The organism is Halomonas sp., from assembly GCF_052095765.1.
Taxonomy (GTDB): domain Bacteria; phylum Pseudomonadota; class Gammaproteobacteria; order Pseudomonadales; family Halomonadaceae; genus Halomonas.
The window spans coordinates 1-14,982 of record NZ_JBQDJZ010000070.1; the positions used below are offsets into that span (position 1 = coordinate 1).

Genomic DNA, 14,982 nt, shown 5'->3' on the forward strand with positions numbered 1-14,982 from the left:
GAATACTTTCATGGCCCCCGTGGCCGCGCAGCACTACTCGCATCTCAACGAGTCGTATCTCAACGAGCTGCCAGTGTCCCCAAGGAGAATTGACCATGGAGCCACGCGCTCATTATGTTCTGATTGGCCTATTTACCGTGGTATCCATCGTTGGCGCCCTGCTTTTCGCGCTATGGATAGGTCGAGCCGATGCGGATAGCGACCAGAACTACTATGAAATTACCTTTAATCAGGCCGTCAGCGGGTTGGCCGTGGGTAATACCGTGCAATATAACGGCATCAAGGTCGGTAATGTGTCCAGCCTGAACCTGGACCCTAGCGACCCCAGCAAGGTGCGCACTCTCATTCGTGTTGCTAACAGCACGCCAGTGACCACGGATACTCGGGCACGCCTGGCGCTAGCCAACATTACGGGCAGCATGAACATTCAGTTGCAAGGCGGCACAACAGACAGCCCCAAGCTGGTAGGAACCAAACAGAAACCGGGGATCATTCCCGCCGCAAGGTCATCGCTCAGCTCACTGATGGACAACGGTGAGTCAATGATTGCGGCCAGCGACCGGCTCTTGAGCCAAGCGAACCAGCTGCTTTCAGACGAGAACGTAACACGGGTATCAGACATCCTCACTAATGTGGACCGTCTAACACAAAGTCTAGCGACTCAGAGCGAGAGTATTGAACCCCTGATCAGCGGGCTTGGTACCTTAACGACTCAGGCAGAGCGGGCCATGGATAGCATCAATGCTGCTGGGGCAAGCGCCCGTGAATTACTCGACAACAGCGGCCAGCAAGCCATGAACAGCGCCAGCCAAGCCATGCAATCGCTGGCCGAAGTTAGCCATGACCTGCTTCAGATAGGCACTGAACATAGCGGCGATATCGACAGTGCATTACGCGGCCTAGGCGGGCTCGACCCTGCCATGCAAGAGCTGCGTAATACGCTGGGCAGTTTTAGCCTGTTGCTGCGCAGACTCAACGAAAATCCGACACAAACCCTGCTGGGTGGCGACAGCCCTGAGGAGTTCAAACCGTGATCCAACCCCTACTCCCCCAACGGCCCGCATCAACAGCAGCTCTGCTGATAGTTCTTGTGATGAGCCTGCTGCTATCAGCTTGCGGTTTGCTGCCAACGGCCTCACCACTGAGAACGTTTACGTTACCGAACAGCGCTTCGGAAAGTACGTCTCAAGCCAATTACAGCGCAGCACAGCCAACGCTGCCACTAACGCTCAGAGTGGATACGCCCAATGCCAACGCTCTACTCGATGGTGTACGCATGCTCGTCCAGCCTGATAACGAAGAGATCAAGATCTATGGCGGGACTCGCTGGCAAGATCGCGCCCCCATATTGATACAGGCCCGCTTGGTCAACGCACTGCGCCAAGACGGGCGTATACAGGCTGTCATCGACAACAACAGCCCAGCCAGCAGCAATATACTGCTCAGCTCGACACTGACAGGCTTCCATAGTCGTTACGATGCCAACACCCCTGGCACCTCTCCTGACGCCGTCATCGAGTTAGACGCTCAGTTGGTTGATTCAAGTCGTGGCAACGTTATCGCTACACAACGTTTTACTGTTCGCCAAGCAGCAGATAATGAAAGCATTGAAGCGGTCGTACACGCGTTTGGCCAAGCAGCAGATCAGCTTGATCAACAGATCGTTGAATGGACTATCACACAGCTCAACCATCACAGTGAGCGTCCATGACGACTATGCCCTCCGCGTCCTCTGTGCCCGCTCTCACTCCGCGCCAATATTGTGACGCTGACTTTCCGCGCCTGCGCGCCCTGTGGCTTACCTGCTTTCCCGACTACACCGGCTACAACTCGCCCGAGGTGATTGTCGCTAACAAGCTGGCTATTGATGATCTACTGTATGTGATCGACGACGGCGAAACCCTGATCGCGAGCTGCATGATTGGCTACGACGGCCACCGTGGCTGGCTCTACTCTGTCGCCGTAGCACCCGACCGCCAGGGAGAAGGGCTGGGCCGGCAGATGGTGGAATTTGCCGTGACGCGCCTGCGTGAGCTGGGCTGCGTCAAGGTCAATCTGCAGATCCGCGGTGGTAACGAACCCATCGCCAATTTCTATAAAGAGCTAGGCTTCGAACTCGAAGAGCGCATCAGCATGGGAATGCGCCTAGACGTTTAACGCAAAACGCCACCTCGAAAGGTGGCGTTTTGGGCAATATGGCAACTACTGCTATTACGATGCCACTATTGAACGTTTTCTTCGTCGCTAAAGCGCCCTTCAAACAAAATCGAAGACAGATAGCGCTCAGCGCTGTCTGGCAGTATGACCACGATATTCTTACCCTGATGCTGCGGTTGCTTTGATACCCTAACTGCAGCCACCACGGCAGCGCCACAGGAAATGCCACACAGAATCCCCTCTTCCTGCATCAGCCGGTGGGTCATGGCGATGGCATCATCGTTACTGACCTGCTCCACCTGGTCGATCAGTGACATGTCCAGGTTGCCGGGAATAAAACCGGCACCGAGACCCTGAATCTTGTGCGGCGCTGGCTTGGGGTCTTGACCATCGCGCACCTGAGTTATCACCGGCGAGTCCGCTGGCTCCACCGCTACTGTGGTGATGGCTTTACCACGAGTCTGTTTAATATAGCGCGACACGCCAGTCAGGGTACCGCCAGTACCTACACCAGACACGAAAATATCAACCTGGCCATCGGTGTCGTCCCAGATCTCCGGGCCAGTAGTGGCCTCGTGAATCGCCGGGTTGGCCGGATTTTCGAACTGCTGAGGCAGAAAGTAGGTATCAGGATTGGCTGCTGCCAACTCCTCGGCCTTGGTAATCGCCCCCGGCATGCCCTTAGCCGGCTCGGTCAGAACGATGTCGGCACCCAGCGCCTTGAGCACCTTTCGGCGCTCCAGGCTCATCGACGCAGGCATGGTCAGCACCATCTTGTAGCCACGCGCGGCCGCCACAAACGCCAGGGCGATTCCCGTATTGCCGCTGGTCGGCTCGATGATTGTCATGCCGGGCTTGAGCACTCCGCGCCGTTCAGCATCCTGCACCATCGCCGCCCCAATGCGGCACTTCACCGAATAGGCCGGATTACGCCCCTCGATCTTGGCCCAGATAGTGGCCCCGTCATTGACCCGGTTAAGCCGTACCAGCGGCGTGTTGCCGATGGACAGTGAGTTATCATCAAAAATACGCGCCATGATCGCTCCTAGTTATTTAAAACTGCCACTCAGAATCGTTAAATACACCGTCAGGCTGTCAAAGTAGCCCGCAAATGAACACGTACTGGTCAGCTCATACGGAATCGAAACCACTCAGCACATTCACCACGTTAATGCCGATTTCTTCGACTGCGTAGCCGCCTTCCATCAGAAAAGTAGTTGGCAGACCAGCATGACCGAGCCGCCTGCCCAGTTCACTGAAGTCATCGCTGGTTAGCTTGAATTCACTGATCGGGTCATTTTCAAAGGCATCCACCCCCAGTGAGACAATCAGCAGCTCGCAGCCAAGTTCACGAATTTTTTCCAAGGCATCATCCAGTGCCCGCGACCACACATCAAAGCCGCTGCCCGGCGCCATGGGATAGTTGATATTAAAGCCCATCCCGGCGCCCATGCCGCTCTCGTCAGCATGGCCCAGGTAGTACGGAAAGCACTGTTTGGGATCGCCATGCAGCGAGACAAAAAGCACATCGTCGCGTTCATAGAAGATCTGCTGGGTGCCATTGCCGTGGTGGAAGTCGACATCGAGAACCGCCACCCGCCGACGTCCCTGATCCAACGCATACTGAGCAGCGATGGCCGCATTATTGAAAAAACAGTAACCGCCGAACTGGTCTGTAGCCGCATGGTGGCCGGGCGGACGACACAGACCGAAACTCGGCTCGCCGTTAGTCAGGGTATGCTTCACCGCACTCAGCGCAATGTCTTTACTGGCCTCAGCGGCCTCGAAGGTCCCTTCGCAGATTGAAGTATCCGCCGACAGCGAATAATGGCCCAGCCGGCCATCGATACACTCGGGAATGACCCGCCCCGGCATAGTACGGGTCGGCCAAATCCAGGCAATTGCCTCACCCTCGCGGCCCAGCGCTTGCCACTCATCCCAGCAACTTTTCAGAAACTCGACATAGTCACGGTCGTGCACCGCAAGCACCGGCTCCAGGCCAAAAGCCTCGGGCTCACGCACCTCACCCAGCTTCCTGCTCTGAACGTGCTTGAGTACCAGCTCAACCCGCTCAGGGCATTCATAGGGCGTCACCAGTTGACCACCATCCAGCTCAGTAAGGGCACGGCGACGCAGGGTCGCGTCGCTATGAAATGTCAGCATGCTAGATATCCTGAAGGTAAGAAATAAATGGGCATCCTTGCAGTGCACCATAACTCACATCATGGGTCCAGATTGCGCTTGTTGTTGAAAGCCACAACCTAGAGCAAGGGTGCCTAAACATATGCTTTGAGCAGCTCACGCCCGCTCTCTCGGATAAACTCCAGCACCTGTGCCTGCTTCCAGTCTTCCCGATAGACCAGCCCGAAACTGAAGCCTATCTCAGGCGTGAACGGCAGTGTTACAACGCTATTGCCATGGGCCAGCTGATCCATGGCGGTAATCGGATTCATCACACTGATACCAACGCCATTGGCCACCAGGGCGGTGATCGCACCAATGTTGGCTTCAGTCTTTCCGCCAATATGAATACCGTGGCTTGCCGCCAGATTAAGCAAGGGATCAGCACCGATATTAGGCTGATTGCTGATGACCAAGTGCTCATCTTTAAGGTCATGGATAATGATCTCATCCTGTTCAGACAGCCGATGCCCTATCGGCAGCAAACAGCGAGCCTGAGTGGTCAGCCACTCCTCGATACGCAGCATCCGCGAACTGGCAGGCAAAGTGACAAAACCGATATCGGCATGCCCCGACTCGACATTACGCAACACATCATGACTCGACATCATGTCAAATCGGATGCTGAAGCCACGGTTACGCTCGAGAAGCGTGGCAATCAGGCGCGGCACAAAACCAAAGGCCAGCCCCGGAATAGCAGCGATTCTCAGCCGTGAGGTGCCAAACTCCTTGAGCGCCAGCACGCTATGACGCAACTCTTCGATATTACCCATGAGACGCAGGATTTCTTCGTAGAGTTCACCTGCCTCAGGTGTCGCCACCAGACGATTCTTCTCACGCAGGAACAGCATAAGCCCAAGATTCTGCTCCAGTTGGGCCAATGAACGGCTGACACCCGACTGGGTGATGCCAAGAATACGCGCCGCCTGCGACGCCGTGCCGGCCTCGTACAGTGTCTTGAATACCATCAACGCTTTCAGGGAATCTATTGAAACCTTAGCCATGATAAATACTCATCAAGTTCGGTAAAAACATCATATATTGAAATAATCAATCACTGCCACCTAAACTGAGCTCATCACCAATAACAAATCACAACGGATTGATACGATGACAATCTCCCCGCTGTTCTATCAAGCCGGCCCCGCCATGCCGGAAGTCAGTCATGGCAAAGGCGTATTCCTGTGGGACACCAAGGGCAAGGAATATCTCGACGGCTGCTCCGGCGCTATCTCCTGCAACCTTGGCCACGCCCATCCGGCCCTGCGCGAGGCGATGCTCGAACAACTTGACCGTGTTGCCTTTACCTATCGCACCCAGTTCGAAAATGGCCCCGCCGTGGAGCTGGCCGAGGCGCTGGTCGACATGACCGACGGTGAGATGGAGAAGGTGTTTTTCGTCTCAAGTGGTTCTGAAGCCGTGGAGTCGGCCCAGAAGCTGGCGCGCCAATACTTTGTCGCTACCGGGCAACCCCAGCGTCGCCACTTTGTATCACTGCGCCCGTCCTATCACGGCAGCACCCTGGGCGCCTTGGGCCTGACGGGCTATGAGCCGCTGGAAGCGCCCTTTGCTGACATCACCGCCGGCTCGATCAAGGTGCCCGGTCCCGATTTCTACCGACAGAAGGACGGCAGCCGCGACGCCCATATTGCCCGGGTGCTCAGCGAGACCCGCGCCCAGATCGAGGTCGCCGGCGGCGACAGCATCATCGCCATCGTCATCGAGCCGGTGGGCGGCGCCAGCACCGGCGGTCGCCTGGTCGATCGCGCCTACCTGCAGGGACTACGCGAGCTGTGCGACGAGATTGGCTGCCTGCTGATCTATGACGAAGTGCTGTGCGGCGTGGGCCGCACCGGCAGCTGGTTTGCCTATCAGCACTGGGGCGTGGCACCGGACCTGCTGACGACCGCCAAGGGCCTGGGCGCCGGTTACTATCCGGTGGGTGCCGTGCTTAGTCGAGCGCCGATTGTGGATGCCGTGATGGACAACGGCGGCTTCCAACACGGCCACACCTATGCCGGCAATCCGCTGGCCTGCGCTACGGGTCTGGCGGCCATCCGCACCATTCGGAACGAACAGCTGCTGGATAACGTGGCCGCCCGCGGCCAGCAGCTCAAGCTAGGTCTGGAAGCACTCCAACAACGCTTTGACTGGATTGGTGACGTGCGCGGCTTGGGTCTTTTATGGGGCGTAGAACTGGTGAGCGACCCACACAGCAAGACAACCTTCCCTGCCGAAGCCAACCTGTTCACCAAAGTCACTGCCATCGCCAAGCAGGAAGGCCTGCTGATCTACCCGCGCCGCACCCTCAACGGCGTGGCCGGAGACCACTTCCTGGTCAGCCCGCCATTCACCATCAGCGAAGCCGAAACAACGCTGCTGCTTGAGCGACTCGAGCGCGCGCTGACCCGTCTTGATCACGAAGTCATTTCGGTACTGCGTGATGCTCCCAGCTCACAGCAACACGCCACCGGCATTACAGGCTGAGACCCATGACCCGACTCAATGAAAAGCATATAGCGATTGAGGCCGCCATTGCCCAGATAAAGGATGGCGCTTCGATCATGGTGGGCGGCTTCGGCTCTCCTGGCACGCCCTTCGCCTTGCTGGATGAACTGCTGGAACAAGGCCAGAAGCACCTGACGTTGATCAAGAACGATGCCAACGAGTCCGATATCGGCATCGGCAAGTTGATCAGCGCTGGCCGCGTCGAGCATCTGATCACCTCGCACATTGGCCTTAACCGCGTAGCCATCGAACAAATGAACGCCGGTCGCCTGGCCGTGGAGATTCACCCCCAGGGGCTGCTAGCCGAGAAGATCCGCTGCGCCGGTGCCGGTCATTACGGTTTTCTCACTGACATCGGCATCGGTACCGAGATCGGCGAAGGACGCCAAGAAGTCGACTGCGACGGCAAAATCTGGGCCATCGAGCCAGCGATACATGCCGACTTCGCCCTGGTACACGCCGACCTGGCCGACCGCTATGGCAACCTCGTCTATCGCGGCACTGCCATCAACTTCAACCCATTAATGGCCATGGCCGCCGAGCGCGTCATCGCCCAAGCCTTCCAGGTCAAGGAACCTGGCGGCCTGGTGCCCGAACACATTCATACACCGTGCGCCTTTGTCAGCCAGGTCGTCGAAGTCAACCCCGCCACCAGCGAACAAGGGAGGCGCGAGCATGGCAACTGATCATCAGCGCATTCTGGCTCGCGCCGCCCAGGAAATAAGTGCCGGGCAGATCGTCAATCTGGGCATTGGCCTGCCCACCCAACTGTTTCACTACCTGCCGCCAGAACTTGAGGTGCTGGTGCACTCAGAAAACGGCGTACTGGGCTGTCAGCTGATTGACAACAACAGCGAAGCCGACTTGGAGATGATCGACTCTGGCGGCGCCTACATCGGCACCCGCCCCGGGGCCAGCGTGTTCGACAGCGCATTATCGTTCGCCATGATCCGTCGGCGTCGAGTCGACATCACCTTCATGGGCGCCTTCGAGGTTGACCAACAGGGCAACCTGGCCAACTGGAAGATCCCCGGCAAGTTCTCACCGGGTATTGGCGGCGCCATGGAACTGGCCCAGAAGGTCGAGCGCCTGGTGGTGCTGTGCTCTCACAACGACAAGCATGGCAACCCCAAGATTCTCAAACGCTGCCGCTTGCCGCTGACCGCACCGCACTGCGTGGCGCTGATCATCACCGAAAAAGCCGCCATGCGCGTCACCAGTGACGGCCTGGAAGTCGTGGATATCGCCGCAGGGCTGAGTGTGGATGAGCTGCGTGATGCCACCGAAGCCGAACTGATCATCGACGAATCGCGCCTGGGGAGGTTCTGATGCTGACCGCTACCGAACAACGCATTATCGAGCGCTGCGAAGCCTTGATGCCGGACACCCTGGAGCTGACCCAGGACCTGGTGCGCGGTTATAGCGTGCTGGGCCAGGAACACAGCGCGCTTGCCACCATGGAGCGCTGGTACCAGCGCCTTGACCTACCTGCCGAACGCGTGGCACTGGATGCACCGGGCTTTGCCGACAACCCCCACCGTGCGCCGACCAGCTGGAGCAACGAGGGTCGTTACAACGTCGTGTCGCGGCTCAACCCGGATTCCGCAAAGCCTCACCTGGTACTCAACGGTCACCTGGATGTGGTGCCCGCCGAACCCACCGACATGTGGACGCGTCCGCCCTGGGAGCCCTGGCAGAAAGATGGCTGGTTATATGGCCGTGGCGCCGGCGACATGAAAGCCGGCATCGCCGCCATGGTGATGGCAGTGGAAGCTGTGCGTCAGGCTGGCATCAAAATCGATTTCCCACTGACACTGCAGACCGTGATCGAAGAAGAATGCACCGGCAACGGCGCTCTGGCCTGCCTGCATCAAGGCTACAGCGGCGACTTCGTGCTGATTCCCGAGCCCTTCGGCGCCCAGATCTATAGCGGCCAGGTGGGCGTGCTGTGGTTCCGCCTGCGCCTCGACGGTGTACCTGCCCACGTGCTGGACACCCGCGCTGGCAGCAATGCCATCGAGCAGATCCAGGCCTATTTGCCAGCGTTCAAGGCACTGGAAGAAGAAATGAATGCGCTGCCACGTCCGGCACCCTACGAAGCGCTGAATCATCCGTTCAATCTTAGCATCGGCAAGATAGAAGGAGGCAACTGGGCATCCAGCGTGCCGGCTCACGCCATTATTGAAGGCCGCGTTGGCTTTCCACCCGGCATGAGTGCCGACGACGCCATGACCCGGGTTCGCGATGCCGTCGCCCAGCGCTACAGCGAACTTGGGGCTATTGGCCCAGAACCACGGATCGAGTTCCACGGCTTTCGATCCGAAGGCCACCTGGTCGACCTGGAAACACCGGCTATTCGCTTGCTGTCGCGCTGCCATGAAGACCTGGTCGGCGAACCGCCGGCTCACTATCTTTCAACCTGCACCACCGATCTACGTGCCTTTCACGTTCAGGGCGGCATCAACGGCACCTGCTATGGCCCCATCGCCCAGCGCATTCACGGCGTGGATGAGTGCGTGGATATCGCCTCGATCCAGCAGGTGCTGACCACTTATGCGCTGTTTATCAGCCGCTGGGCTAACGCCGAGCATGACGATAACGAAAGCACCGCTGAAAGGAGGCTGTCATGAGAGCTGCCTATTTAGCCGACTATGGCCGCTCGGCATTTACTCGGGCCCATCCACGCAAACCAGAAGTCGATGCTTGGTCTGGTCAACGCGGCGATGCCCTGCTTGGCCAACTGATCGACGCCTTACTCGCGCGTGGCGACGTTGACGCCTCTGCCATCGAAGACCTGAGCATCGGCTGCGCGCTGCCAGTCAAAGAGCAGTGGAGCTTCGGCGGGCGCTATCCCCAGTGGTTATCCCGGCGCCTTGCCGCTGCCGCCCAGGCCTGCCCATCACGCCAGATCGACCAGCAGTGTGGTTCCGGTCTGGCAGCATTGCGCGGCAGCGTGCGCGAAATTCAGGCCGGGGCCATCGACGTTGGCCTAGCCGGTGGCTTCGAGAACATGTCCCGGGTGCCGATGGGACCGAGCCTGTTCAAGGAAGGCGTGCTGACAGTACCCGAAGCACTGCAACACACCGACTGGCTGGATTTGAACGTGGCCATGAACATGGGGCTAACCGCCGAACAGCTGGCCGCCGAAGGCAACATTACCCGCGAAGCCATGGACGCCTTTGCGCTGCGCTCGCACCAGCGCGCTGCCGCTGCAGAGGCCAACGGCTGGTTCGACGTTGAACGTCTGGCACTCACCAACCCCGCTGGCGAGCGCGTGGAGCGCGATGCCAATATCCGCGCCGATACCACGCTGGAGCGCCTGGCCGAACTTGGCCCGGCCTTTATCGAAGATGGTCAGATTACCGCTGGCAACAGCTCACCGTTGACTTCCGGGGCCAGCGCTGCCCTGGTGATGTCTAAGGCAGCACTCACGCAGCACGGCATGACGCCGCTGGCCCGCGTGGTAGACGTGGTTGACTGCGGCGTTGCACCAGAGCGCATGGGGGCCGGTGCCACCGCCGCCATCCGTCGCGCGCTGAGCAAAACCAAGCTCAGCGTCGATGATATCGACCTCTGGGAAATCAACGAAGCTTTCAGTGCCGTGCCGCTGTTCGCGATCAATACGCTGGGTATCGATATCGAGCGGGTCAACGTCTGTGGTGGCGCCCTGGCGCTGGGTCATCCGCTAGGTGCCACCGGAATCCGTTTGGCAGGCACCCTCGCCCGCCTACTGCAACATCACCAAGGCCGCTATGGCTGTGCCGCTGCCTGCATCGGCGGTGGCCAGGGCATTGCACTGATTCTCGAACGCTGCTGAAGGGCCAGTCATACAAACATTAATTAGCGTATCCAATGCTGCATAAATACTAATGACAACACCAAAAACATGTCATAACTGGAAGGAACTATAAAATGAACAACCCAGCCGCCAGAGAAAACCGCCCACGACATAGCGACCTAGTACTTCAAGCTAAAAACATAAAAAAGAATTTCAATGGCACTGAAGTTTTAAAAGGTGTTTCATTCGAAGCGAAGCGTGGAGATGTTATAGTTATAATTGGATCAAGTGGTTCCGGAAAAAGTACTTTCCTTCGCTGTCTAAATTTTTTGGAACTACCTGAAAGTGGTGAAATTTCATTATGGGGTGAAAAAATAACACTGAACCAAAAAGAAACGACTGGGAAGTCAATTTCTAACAAAAGACTTAGACATCTTCGCAGTAAGATTGGGACAGTATTTCAGTCTTTCAACCTTTGGTCACATATGACTATTCTAGAAAACCTTACTCAGGCGCCTATATTTGTTCATGGAAAATCAAAAAGCGAAGCAAAAAAATCAGCACGAAAATACTTAAAAAAAGTTGGTATCCCTGACAAAGAGGACAACTATCCTTCAGAGCTCTCTGGAGGACAGCAGCAGAGGGCTGCGATTGCTAGAGCATTGTGTATAGAGCCAGAAATTCTACTTTTTGACGAGCCAACATCAGCACTAGATCCTGAACTTGTAGGTGAGGTACTTCGTGTTATAAAGCTTTTAGCAGAAGAAGGGAGAACAATGATAATTACTACTCATGAAATGGCTTTCGCGCGAGATGTTTCTAGCTGGACAATGTTTTTCGAAAATGGCATTATTCTTGAGGAAGGCCCTCCAGAAAAGTTATTCTCAAGCCCTAATACAGCACGACTAAAAAACTTCATAAAATAAAACACTACTCCAAGAAGGAAGATGAAATGTTTACAAAAAAAATCATCACAATGTCAGCAACCTTACTCGCTCTAACAAGCCCATTAGTATTAGGGGAAGAAAAATTAAAGCTTGGGGTTGAGGCTGCATACCCTCCATTCAACTTTACCAATAGCGATGGAGAGTTAGCTGGATTTGATATTGAAATTGGTAATAAGCTTTGTGAGCATATGCTTATGAAGTGCGAGTGGGTTACCCAACAATGGGACGGTATGATACCTGCCCTTAAATCTGGTAAGTTTGATGTTATGATTTCATCTATGACTATCACCCCCGAAAGATCAGAGCAAGTTCTTTTCACAGATCCTTATTATTTTTCTTATGCAATGATGGCTGCACCAACGGGGAGTGGATTAGAATTAAACCAGGATCACTTATCAGGAAAAACAATTGGCCTACAAGCTGGGACTAATCATGAAAGATGGTTGCCAGAAAAGTATGGCTCTGACTTAATTATTCGAGCTTATCCCTCTACCGACAATATGTTTTTAGATTTTGAAAGCGGGCGTTTAGACGCAATATTTGGTGATGTTGCAATTATAAAACCATGGATAAATGAAAATGGTGGAAAAGAAGCATTTGAGCAGATAGGTGAAAATATAAATGACCCTAGTCTAGGCACTGAAATTGGCATTGCAGTACGAAAAAATGATATTGAGCTTGCCACAGAACTCAACTTAGCAATCGAAAAAATAATTTCTGATGGATCTTTTAAGTCTATCGAAAAAAAGTATTTTAACATAGAGTTGCGTTGAATCACGGAGAGCCGCATGATTCCTAACTATCAAGGATTTGGTGATGACCTTTTTCACGGGGCGCTAGTTACTATACAGCTAGCGCTAGCGTCTGGAATTGGTGGAGTTGCCATTGGATTACTGCTATGTGCCGGTAAAATATCAAGATTTTCACCGTTAAGGTTCATCTGCTTTGGAATAGCAAATATTTTTCGCGGACTTCCTGAGCTTTTAGTAATCCTACTAGCTTACTTTGGTTTACAGAGCATACTAAATGAGCACTACGAAGGTTCAATATCAATCAACCCCTTCGTCGCTGGTATTTTAGCTTTATCTTTAATCTCAGGCGCTTATACTTCTGAGGTTTTTAGAGCTGCTTACCATGCCGTAAATAAAGGACAAATTGAGGCAGCTGTCTCGTATGGTATGAATTCATATAGAACCTTTGTTAGCATAAGAGGGCCTCAGATGCTAAGAATATCTCTTCCTAGCCTAGGCAACCTTTGGCTACTTCTACTAAAGGACACTTCTCTAGTTGCAGTAATCAGCTTAAATGAACTAATGCGCCAAGCACAAATAGCAACAGCCACAACAAAAGATCCGTTCCTTTTCTATGGGACCGCTGCCATCATATATATAATAATAAGCATAATAACAACCAAAGCTATTGATCAATATGGTAAAGGGCGCGCACTATGATAAACGACATCCTCCTAAACTTTTACGATCTTATTGAAAATTATGGACACCAGTTTCTTTCCGGACTATATGTAACCCTAAAACTGTTACTCGTAACAACTATATTTGGATTTTTGTTGGCAGTACCTATAGGCCTTGCCTTAACTAGCCGAATTCGAATCGTTCGATCGGTAGCAAATATCTACAGTATTGTTTTTCGAGGGTCTCCAATATTCGTTCAACTGTTTTTGATTTACTATGGCCTACCAGCTCTTCTTATAAAATATTATGGGTCAATAGTACCAATGCGTGAATCGATTTGGTGGACTTTAACTTCGTCACCATTTACACTTGCAAGCTTAGCATTCATACTAAACTTGGCCGCCTATATGGCGGAAGATATTCGCGGGGGGCTACAATCTGTACCTAACACTGAGAAAGAGGCAGCAATAGCTTATGGAATGCACCCTTTAACTATTGCACGAAATATTCTTTTACCATCGGCATTGCGTCGTGCCATGCCTGCACTATTCAACCAGGTTATTATATCCCTCAAAGCAACAGTTTTAGTTAGCACAATTGCCATGCAAGATTTAATGGGCGTTGGTTCAAAGGCATTCGCACAGACATTTGATATAACAATATACCTGTTTATTGCTATAATTTATCTAGCAATGGTATTTGGCCTTTCACGAATCTTTAGAACCATCGAAAAACATGCTTATACTTCAAATAAATCTGGATTGGAATCATGAAAGAAAAAGAAATAATTTTAAGAAGTCTGACACAAAAAGATAGCTTAGCTGTTTCTAAAATAATTTATATGCTAGCTTATCACATTGATCCAGATATTAAACCAGTAACAACTTCGGAGACAATAAACCAATATGGCCCTAATGGACTAGGTCATTTTGATGGAGTTATCGCTGAGCAGGCAGGACGGGTTGTTGGCCTCTGCCTTTTTAGTATCCGATTTTCTGGCTGGCGTGGAACATCCGGTATATTCGTTAGCGACTTGTATGTCGATACATCTGTAAGAGCTGGCGGGCTGGGGCGCAAGCTTCTATGTGAAACCGCAAAAAAAGGTTTATCGAAAAACTGCAATTTTTTGCAGCTTGACGTAGACATTGATAATAAAAACGCCATAGATTTCTATACTCACCTCGGTTTAAAGGCTCATAAAAATGAAATTCAAATGTTTATGGAAGAACCGATTTTTAATTCTTTCGCAACTAATTAAAACTCTTCCATGTTAAATTTTTCATAAGGATTATGCTGGCTCATCCCTACAAACGAAGATTTAGTATCCTTGGCTTGGTCAGCTGCCGACGCTCCACGCCCAACATCACTTGAGTAAAACTGAGAGGGGGAGGCGAAATGGCGTGATCTTACGGAACGCTGTGACCCGTGGAAGACCGTCTATTATCAATTCCGCCATTGGCGATGACTGTCAAGCTTGTTGGCGCCTGGTATCAGGCGGCTTCTAATTGCTGGTCGCGTTGAACAAGCGGGTCCTCCCAGTCAGGTGCTCAGCCAGACCGTCCGCCGCGGTGTCTAGTTGCCGTTTCGCCCCAGCATAAATGGCATCTCGTTTGGCCAGCACCTCGCTATCCTGGCCGGCATGTCGTTCAGCCGGAGTGACGAATCGTATGGCGCTATGGCGGTGCTCATGGTTGTACCAGTGCACGAAGCTGATCTTACCCAGTAACAGTGGACAATGGGCACTGCAAGGCCCCTTGCAGATTCCCGCAGCCATCTCTCTTGGGGTCAATCCAGCAACTACTGCTATGGCCGTCGGTTGGGGCGATGCCTGGACCAACCTGATCCAACCATTTTGGGCACTACCTATCCTCAGCGTAGTAGGCTTACATATCCGCCACATCATGGGGTACTGCATTCTGCTCTCTGTATGGGTCGGGATAGTTACTTCGTAAACGATCCACTAACCACATGGGTTGCAACTGGGGTCAAGCGGGTAGCG

Annotated in this window: 17 protein-coding genes and 1 pseudogene; 14 read left to right on the forward strand and 4 right to left on the reverse strand. The window is 53.6% G+C overall.

The genetic code is table 11. From position 1 onward, the window contains the following. Nucleotides 1–95: 95 nt before the first annotated feature. The 3 genes from ACTH3D_RS09635 to ACTH3D_RS09645 are packed head-to-tail and all read left to right on the forward strand — an operon-like array spanning nucleotide 96 to nucleotide 2,157. Nucleotides 96–1,034, forward strand: coding sequence for an MlaD family protein (locus ACTH3D_RS09635; protein WP_441666862.1), 939 nt, complete (start codon nucleotides 96–98; stop codon nucleotides 1,032–1,034). After that, the gene (locus ACTH3D_RS09640; protein ID WP_441666863.1) at nucleotides 1,031–1,711 is read left to right on the forward strand and encodes an ABC-type transport auxiliary lipoprotein family protein; all 681 of its coding nucleotides are present in this window, start codon (nucleotides 1,031–1,033) and stop codon (nucleotides 1,709–1,711) included. The genes ACTH3D_RS09635 and ACTH3D_RS09640 overlap by 4 nt, the downstream gene beginning before the upstream one ends. Next, nucleotides 1,708–2,157 (forward strand): GNAT family N-acetyltransferase, encoded by a 450-nt coding sequence (locus tag ACTH3D_RS09645; RefSeq protein WP_441666864.1) that lies wholly within the window; start codon nucleotides 1,708–1,710, stop codon nucleotides 2,155–2,157. Before ACTH3D_RS09640 ends, ACTH3D_RS09645 begins: the two co-directional genes overlap by 4 nt. 65 nt (nucleotides 2,158–2,222) lie before the next feature. Here ACTH3D_RS09645 and cysK read toward each other — a convergent pair whose 3' ends face one another. The 3 genes from cysK to ACTH3D_RS09660 form a co-directional block, all read right to left on the reverse strand. Beyond that, nucleotides 2,223–3,194, reverse strand: a complete 972-nt coding sequence (cysK, locus tag ACTH3D_RS09650) for a cysteine synthase A (protein WP_441666865.1) — start codon at nucleotides 3,192–3,194, stop codon at nucleotides 2,223–2,225. Between the two features lie 94 nt (nucleotides 3,195–3,288). After that, complete coding sequence (locus ACTH3D_RS09655; protein ID WP_441666866.1) at nucleotides 3,289–4,320, reverse strand: histone deacetylase family protein; 1,032 nt, start codon at nucleotides 4,318–4,320, stop codon at nucleotides 3,289–3,291. 113 nt (nucleotides 4,321–4,433) lie between these two features. Then, on the reverse strand, nucleotides 4,434–5,342 hold the full coding sequence (locus tag ACTH3D_RS09660) for a LysR family transcriptional regulator (protein WP_441666867.1): 909 nt from the start codon (nucleotides 5,340–5,342) through the stop codon (nucleotides 4,434–4,436). 106 nt (nucleotides 5,343–5,448) lie between these two features. Here ACTH3D_RS09660 and ACTH3D_RS09665 point away from each other — a divergent pair, with 106 nt between their 5' ends. The 10 genes from ACTH3D_RS09665 to ACTH3D_RS09710 all read left to right on the forward strand — a co-directional run bounded on the left by ACTH3D_RS09665 (nucleotide 5,449) and on the right by ACTH3D_RS09710 (nucleotide 14,241). Continuing rightward, the gene (locus ACTH3D_RS09665; protein WP_441666868.1) at nucleotides 5,449–6,825 is read left to right on the forward strand and encodes an aminotransferase family protein; all 1,377 of its coding nucleotides are present in this window, start codon (nucleotides 5,449–5,451) and stop codon (nucleotides 6,823–6,825) included. A gap of 5 nt (nucleotides 6,826–6,830) precedes the next feature. After that, on the forward strand, nucleotides 6,831–7,532 hold the full coding sequence (locus tag ACTH3D_RS09670; protein ID WP_441666869.1) for a CoA transferase subunit A: 702 nt from the start codon (nucleotides 6,831–6,833) through the stop codon (nucleotides 7,530–7,532). Then, nucleotides 7,522–8,175, forward strand: coding sequence for a 3-oxoacid CoA-transferase subunit B (locus ACTH3D_RS09675; RefSeq protein WP_441666870.1), 654 nt, complete (start codon nucleotides 7,522–7,524; stop codon nucleotides 8,173–8,175). The genes ACTH3D_RS09670 and ACTH3D_RS09675 overlap by 11 nt, the downstream gene beginning before the upstream one ends. Continuing rightward, nucleotides 8,175–9,476, forward strand: a complete 1,302-nt coding sequence (locus tag ACTH3D_RS09680; protein ID WP_441666871.1) for an ArgE/DapE family deacylase — start codon at nucleotides 8,175–8,177, stop codon at nucleotides 9,474–9,476. The genes ACTH3D_RS09675 and ACTH3D_RS09680 overlap by 1 nt, the downstream gene beginning before the upstream one ends. After that, nucleotides 9,473–10,663 (forward strand): acetyl-CoA C-acyltransferase, encoded by a 1,191-nt coding sequence (locus ACTH3D_RS09685; RefSeq protein WP_441666872.1) that lies wholly within the window; start codon nucleotides 9,473–9,475, stop codon nucleotides 10,661–10,663. Before ACTH3D_RS09680 ends, ACTH3D_RS09685 begins: the two co-directional genes overlap by 4 nt. A 95-nt stretch (nucleotides 10,664–10,758) precedes the next feature. Beyond that, nucleotides 10,759–11,550: an ATP-binding cassette domain-containing protein gene (locus tag ACTH3D_RS09690; protein ID WP_441666873.1), complete on the forward strand. Its 792-nt coding sequence runs from the start codon at nucleotides 10,759–10,761 to the stop codon at nucleotides 11,548–11,550. A gap of 26 nt (nucleotides 11,551–11,576) precedes the next feature. Beyond that, nucleotides 11,577–12,344 carry a transporter substrate-binding domain-containing protein gene (locus ACTH3D_RS09695; RefSeq protein WP_441666874.1) on the forward strand — a complete coding sequence of 256 codons (768 nt, stop codon included), beginning with the start codon at nucleotides 11,577–11,579 and terminating at the stop codon, nucleotides 12,342–12,344. A gap of 15 nt (nucleotides 12,345–12,359) precedes the next feature. Further along, entirely contained in the window at nucleotides 12,360–13,022 is a 663-nt protein-coding gene (locus ACTH3D_RS09700; RefSeq protein WP_441666875.1) for an ABC transporter permease subunit, read from the forward strand. Beyond that, entirely contained in the window at nucleotides 13,019–13,756 is a 738-nt protein-coding gene (locus ACTH3D_RS09705; protein WP_441666876.1) for an ABC transporter permease, read from the forward strand. Before ACTH3D_RS09700 ends, ACTH3D_RS09705 begins: the two co-directional genes overlap by 4 nt. Beyond that, the gene (locus tag ACTH3D_RS09710; RefSeq protein WP_441666877.1) at nucleotides 13,753–14,241 is read left to right on the forward strand and encodes a GNAT family N-acetyltransferase; all 489 of its coding nucleotides are present in this window, start codon (nucleotides 13,753–13,755) and stop codon (nucleotides 14,239–14,241) included. Before ACTH3D_RS09705 ends, ACTH3D_RS09710 begins: the two co-directional genes overlap by 4 nt. A gap of 243 nt (nucleotides 14,242–14,484) precedes the next feature. On the opposite strand, the pseudogene ACTH3D_RS09715 reads toward ACTH3D_RS09710, so the two are convergent. Beyond that, a pseudogene (locus tag ACTH3D_RS09715) lies at nucleotides 14,485–14,691 on the reverse strand (hypothetical protein); the annotation flags it as partial. On the opposite strand from ACTH3D_RS09715, the gene ACTH3D_RS09720 reads away from it, so the two are divergent. Next, nucleotides 14,651–14,935, forward strand: coding sequence for a TIGR00366 family protein (locus ACTH3D_RS09720; RefSeq protein ID WP_441666878.1), 285 nt, complete (start codon nucleotides 14,651–14,653; stop codon nucleotides 14,933–14,935). The pseudogene ACTH3D_RS09715 and the gene ACTH3D_RS09720 sit on opposite strands and share 41 nt — an antisense overlap. The last annotated feature ends 47 nt before the right edge of the window (nucleotides 14,936–14,982 follow it).

What these genes read in the sequence shown, in the direction of transcription:
- ACTH3D_RS09635 (WP_441666862.1), top strand. Translation starts at nt 96, where the DNA reads ATGGAGCCACGCGCTCATTATGTTCTGATTGGCCTATTTACCGTGGTA.
- ACTH3D_RS09645 (WP_441666864.1), top strand. Translation starts at nt 1,708, where the DNA reads ATGACGACTATGCCCTCCGCGTCCTCTGTGCCCGCTCTCACTCCGCGC.
- cysK (WP_441666865.1), bottom strand. Translation starts at nt 3,194, where the DNA reads ATGGCGCGTATTTTTGATGATAACTCACTGTCCATCGGCAACACGCCG.
- ACTH3D_RS09655 (WP_441666866.1), bottom strand. Translation starts at nt 4,320, where the DNA reads ATGCTGACATTTCATAGCGACGCGACCCTGCGTCGCCGTGCCCTTACT.
- ACTH3D_RS09660 (WP_441666867.1), bottom strand. Translation starts at nt 5,342, where the DNA reads ATGGCTAAGGTTTCAATAGATTCCCTGAAAGCGTTGATGGTATTCAAG.
- ACTH3D_RS09665 (WP_441666868.1), top strand. Translation starts at nt 5,449, where the DNA reads ATGACAATCTCCCCGCTGTTCTATCAAGCCGGCCCCGCCATGCCGGAA.
- ACTH3D_RS09670 (WP_441666869.1), top strand. Translation starts at nt 6,831, where the DNA reads ATGACCCGACTCAATGAAAAGCATATAGCGATTGAGGCCGCCATTGCC.
- ACTH3D_RS09675 (WP_441666870.1), top strand. Translation starts at nt 7,522, where the DNA reads ATGGCAACTGATCATCAGCGCATTCTGGCTCGCGCCGCCCAGGAAATA.
- ACTH3D_RS09680 (WP_441666871.1), top strand. Translation starts at nt 8,175, where the DNA reads ATGCTGACCGCTACCGAACAACGCATTATCGAGCGCTGCGAAGCCTTG.
- ACTH3D_RS09685 (WP_441666872.1), top strand. Translation starts at nt 9,473, where the DNA reads ATGAGAGCTGCCTATTTAGCCGACTATGGCCGCTCGGCATTTACTCGG.
- ACTH3D_RS09690 (WP_441666873.1), top strand. Translation starts at nt 10,759, where the DNA reads ATGAACAACCCAGCCGCCAGAGAAAACCGCCCACGACATAGCGACCTA.
- ACTH3D_RS09695 (WP_441666874.1), top strand. Translation starts at nt 11,577, where the DNA reads ATGTTTACAAAAAAAATCATCACAATGTCAGCAACCTTACTCGCTCTA.
- ACTH3D_RS09700 (WP_441666875.1), top strand. Translation starts at nt 12,360, where the DNA reads ATGATTCCTAACTATCAAGGATTTGGTGATGACCTTTTTCACGGGGCG.
- ACTH3D_RS09705 (WP_441666876.1), top strand. Translation starts at nt 13,019, where the DNA reads ATGATAAACGACATCCTCCTAAACTTTTACGATCTTATTGAAAATTAT.
- ACTH3D_RS09710 (WP_441666877.1), top strand. Translation starts at nt 13,753, where the DNA reads ATGAAAGAAAAAGAAATAATTTTAAGAAGTCTGACACAAAAAGATAGC.
- ACTH3D_RS09720 (WP_441666878.1), top strand. Translation starts at nt 14,651, where the DNA reads ATGGCGCTATGGCGGTGCTCATGGTTGTACCAGTGCACGAAGCTGATC.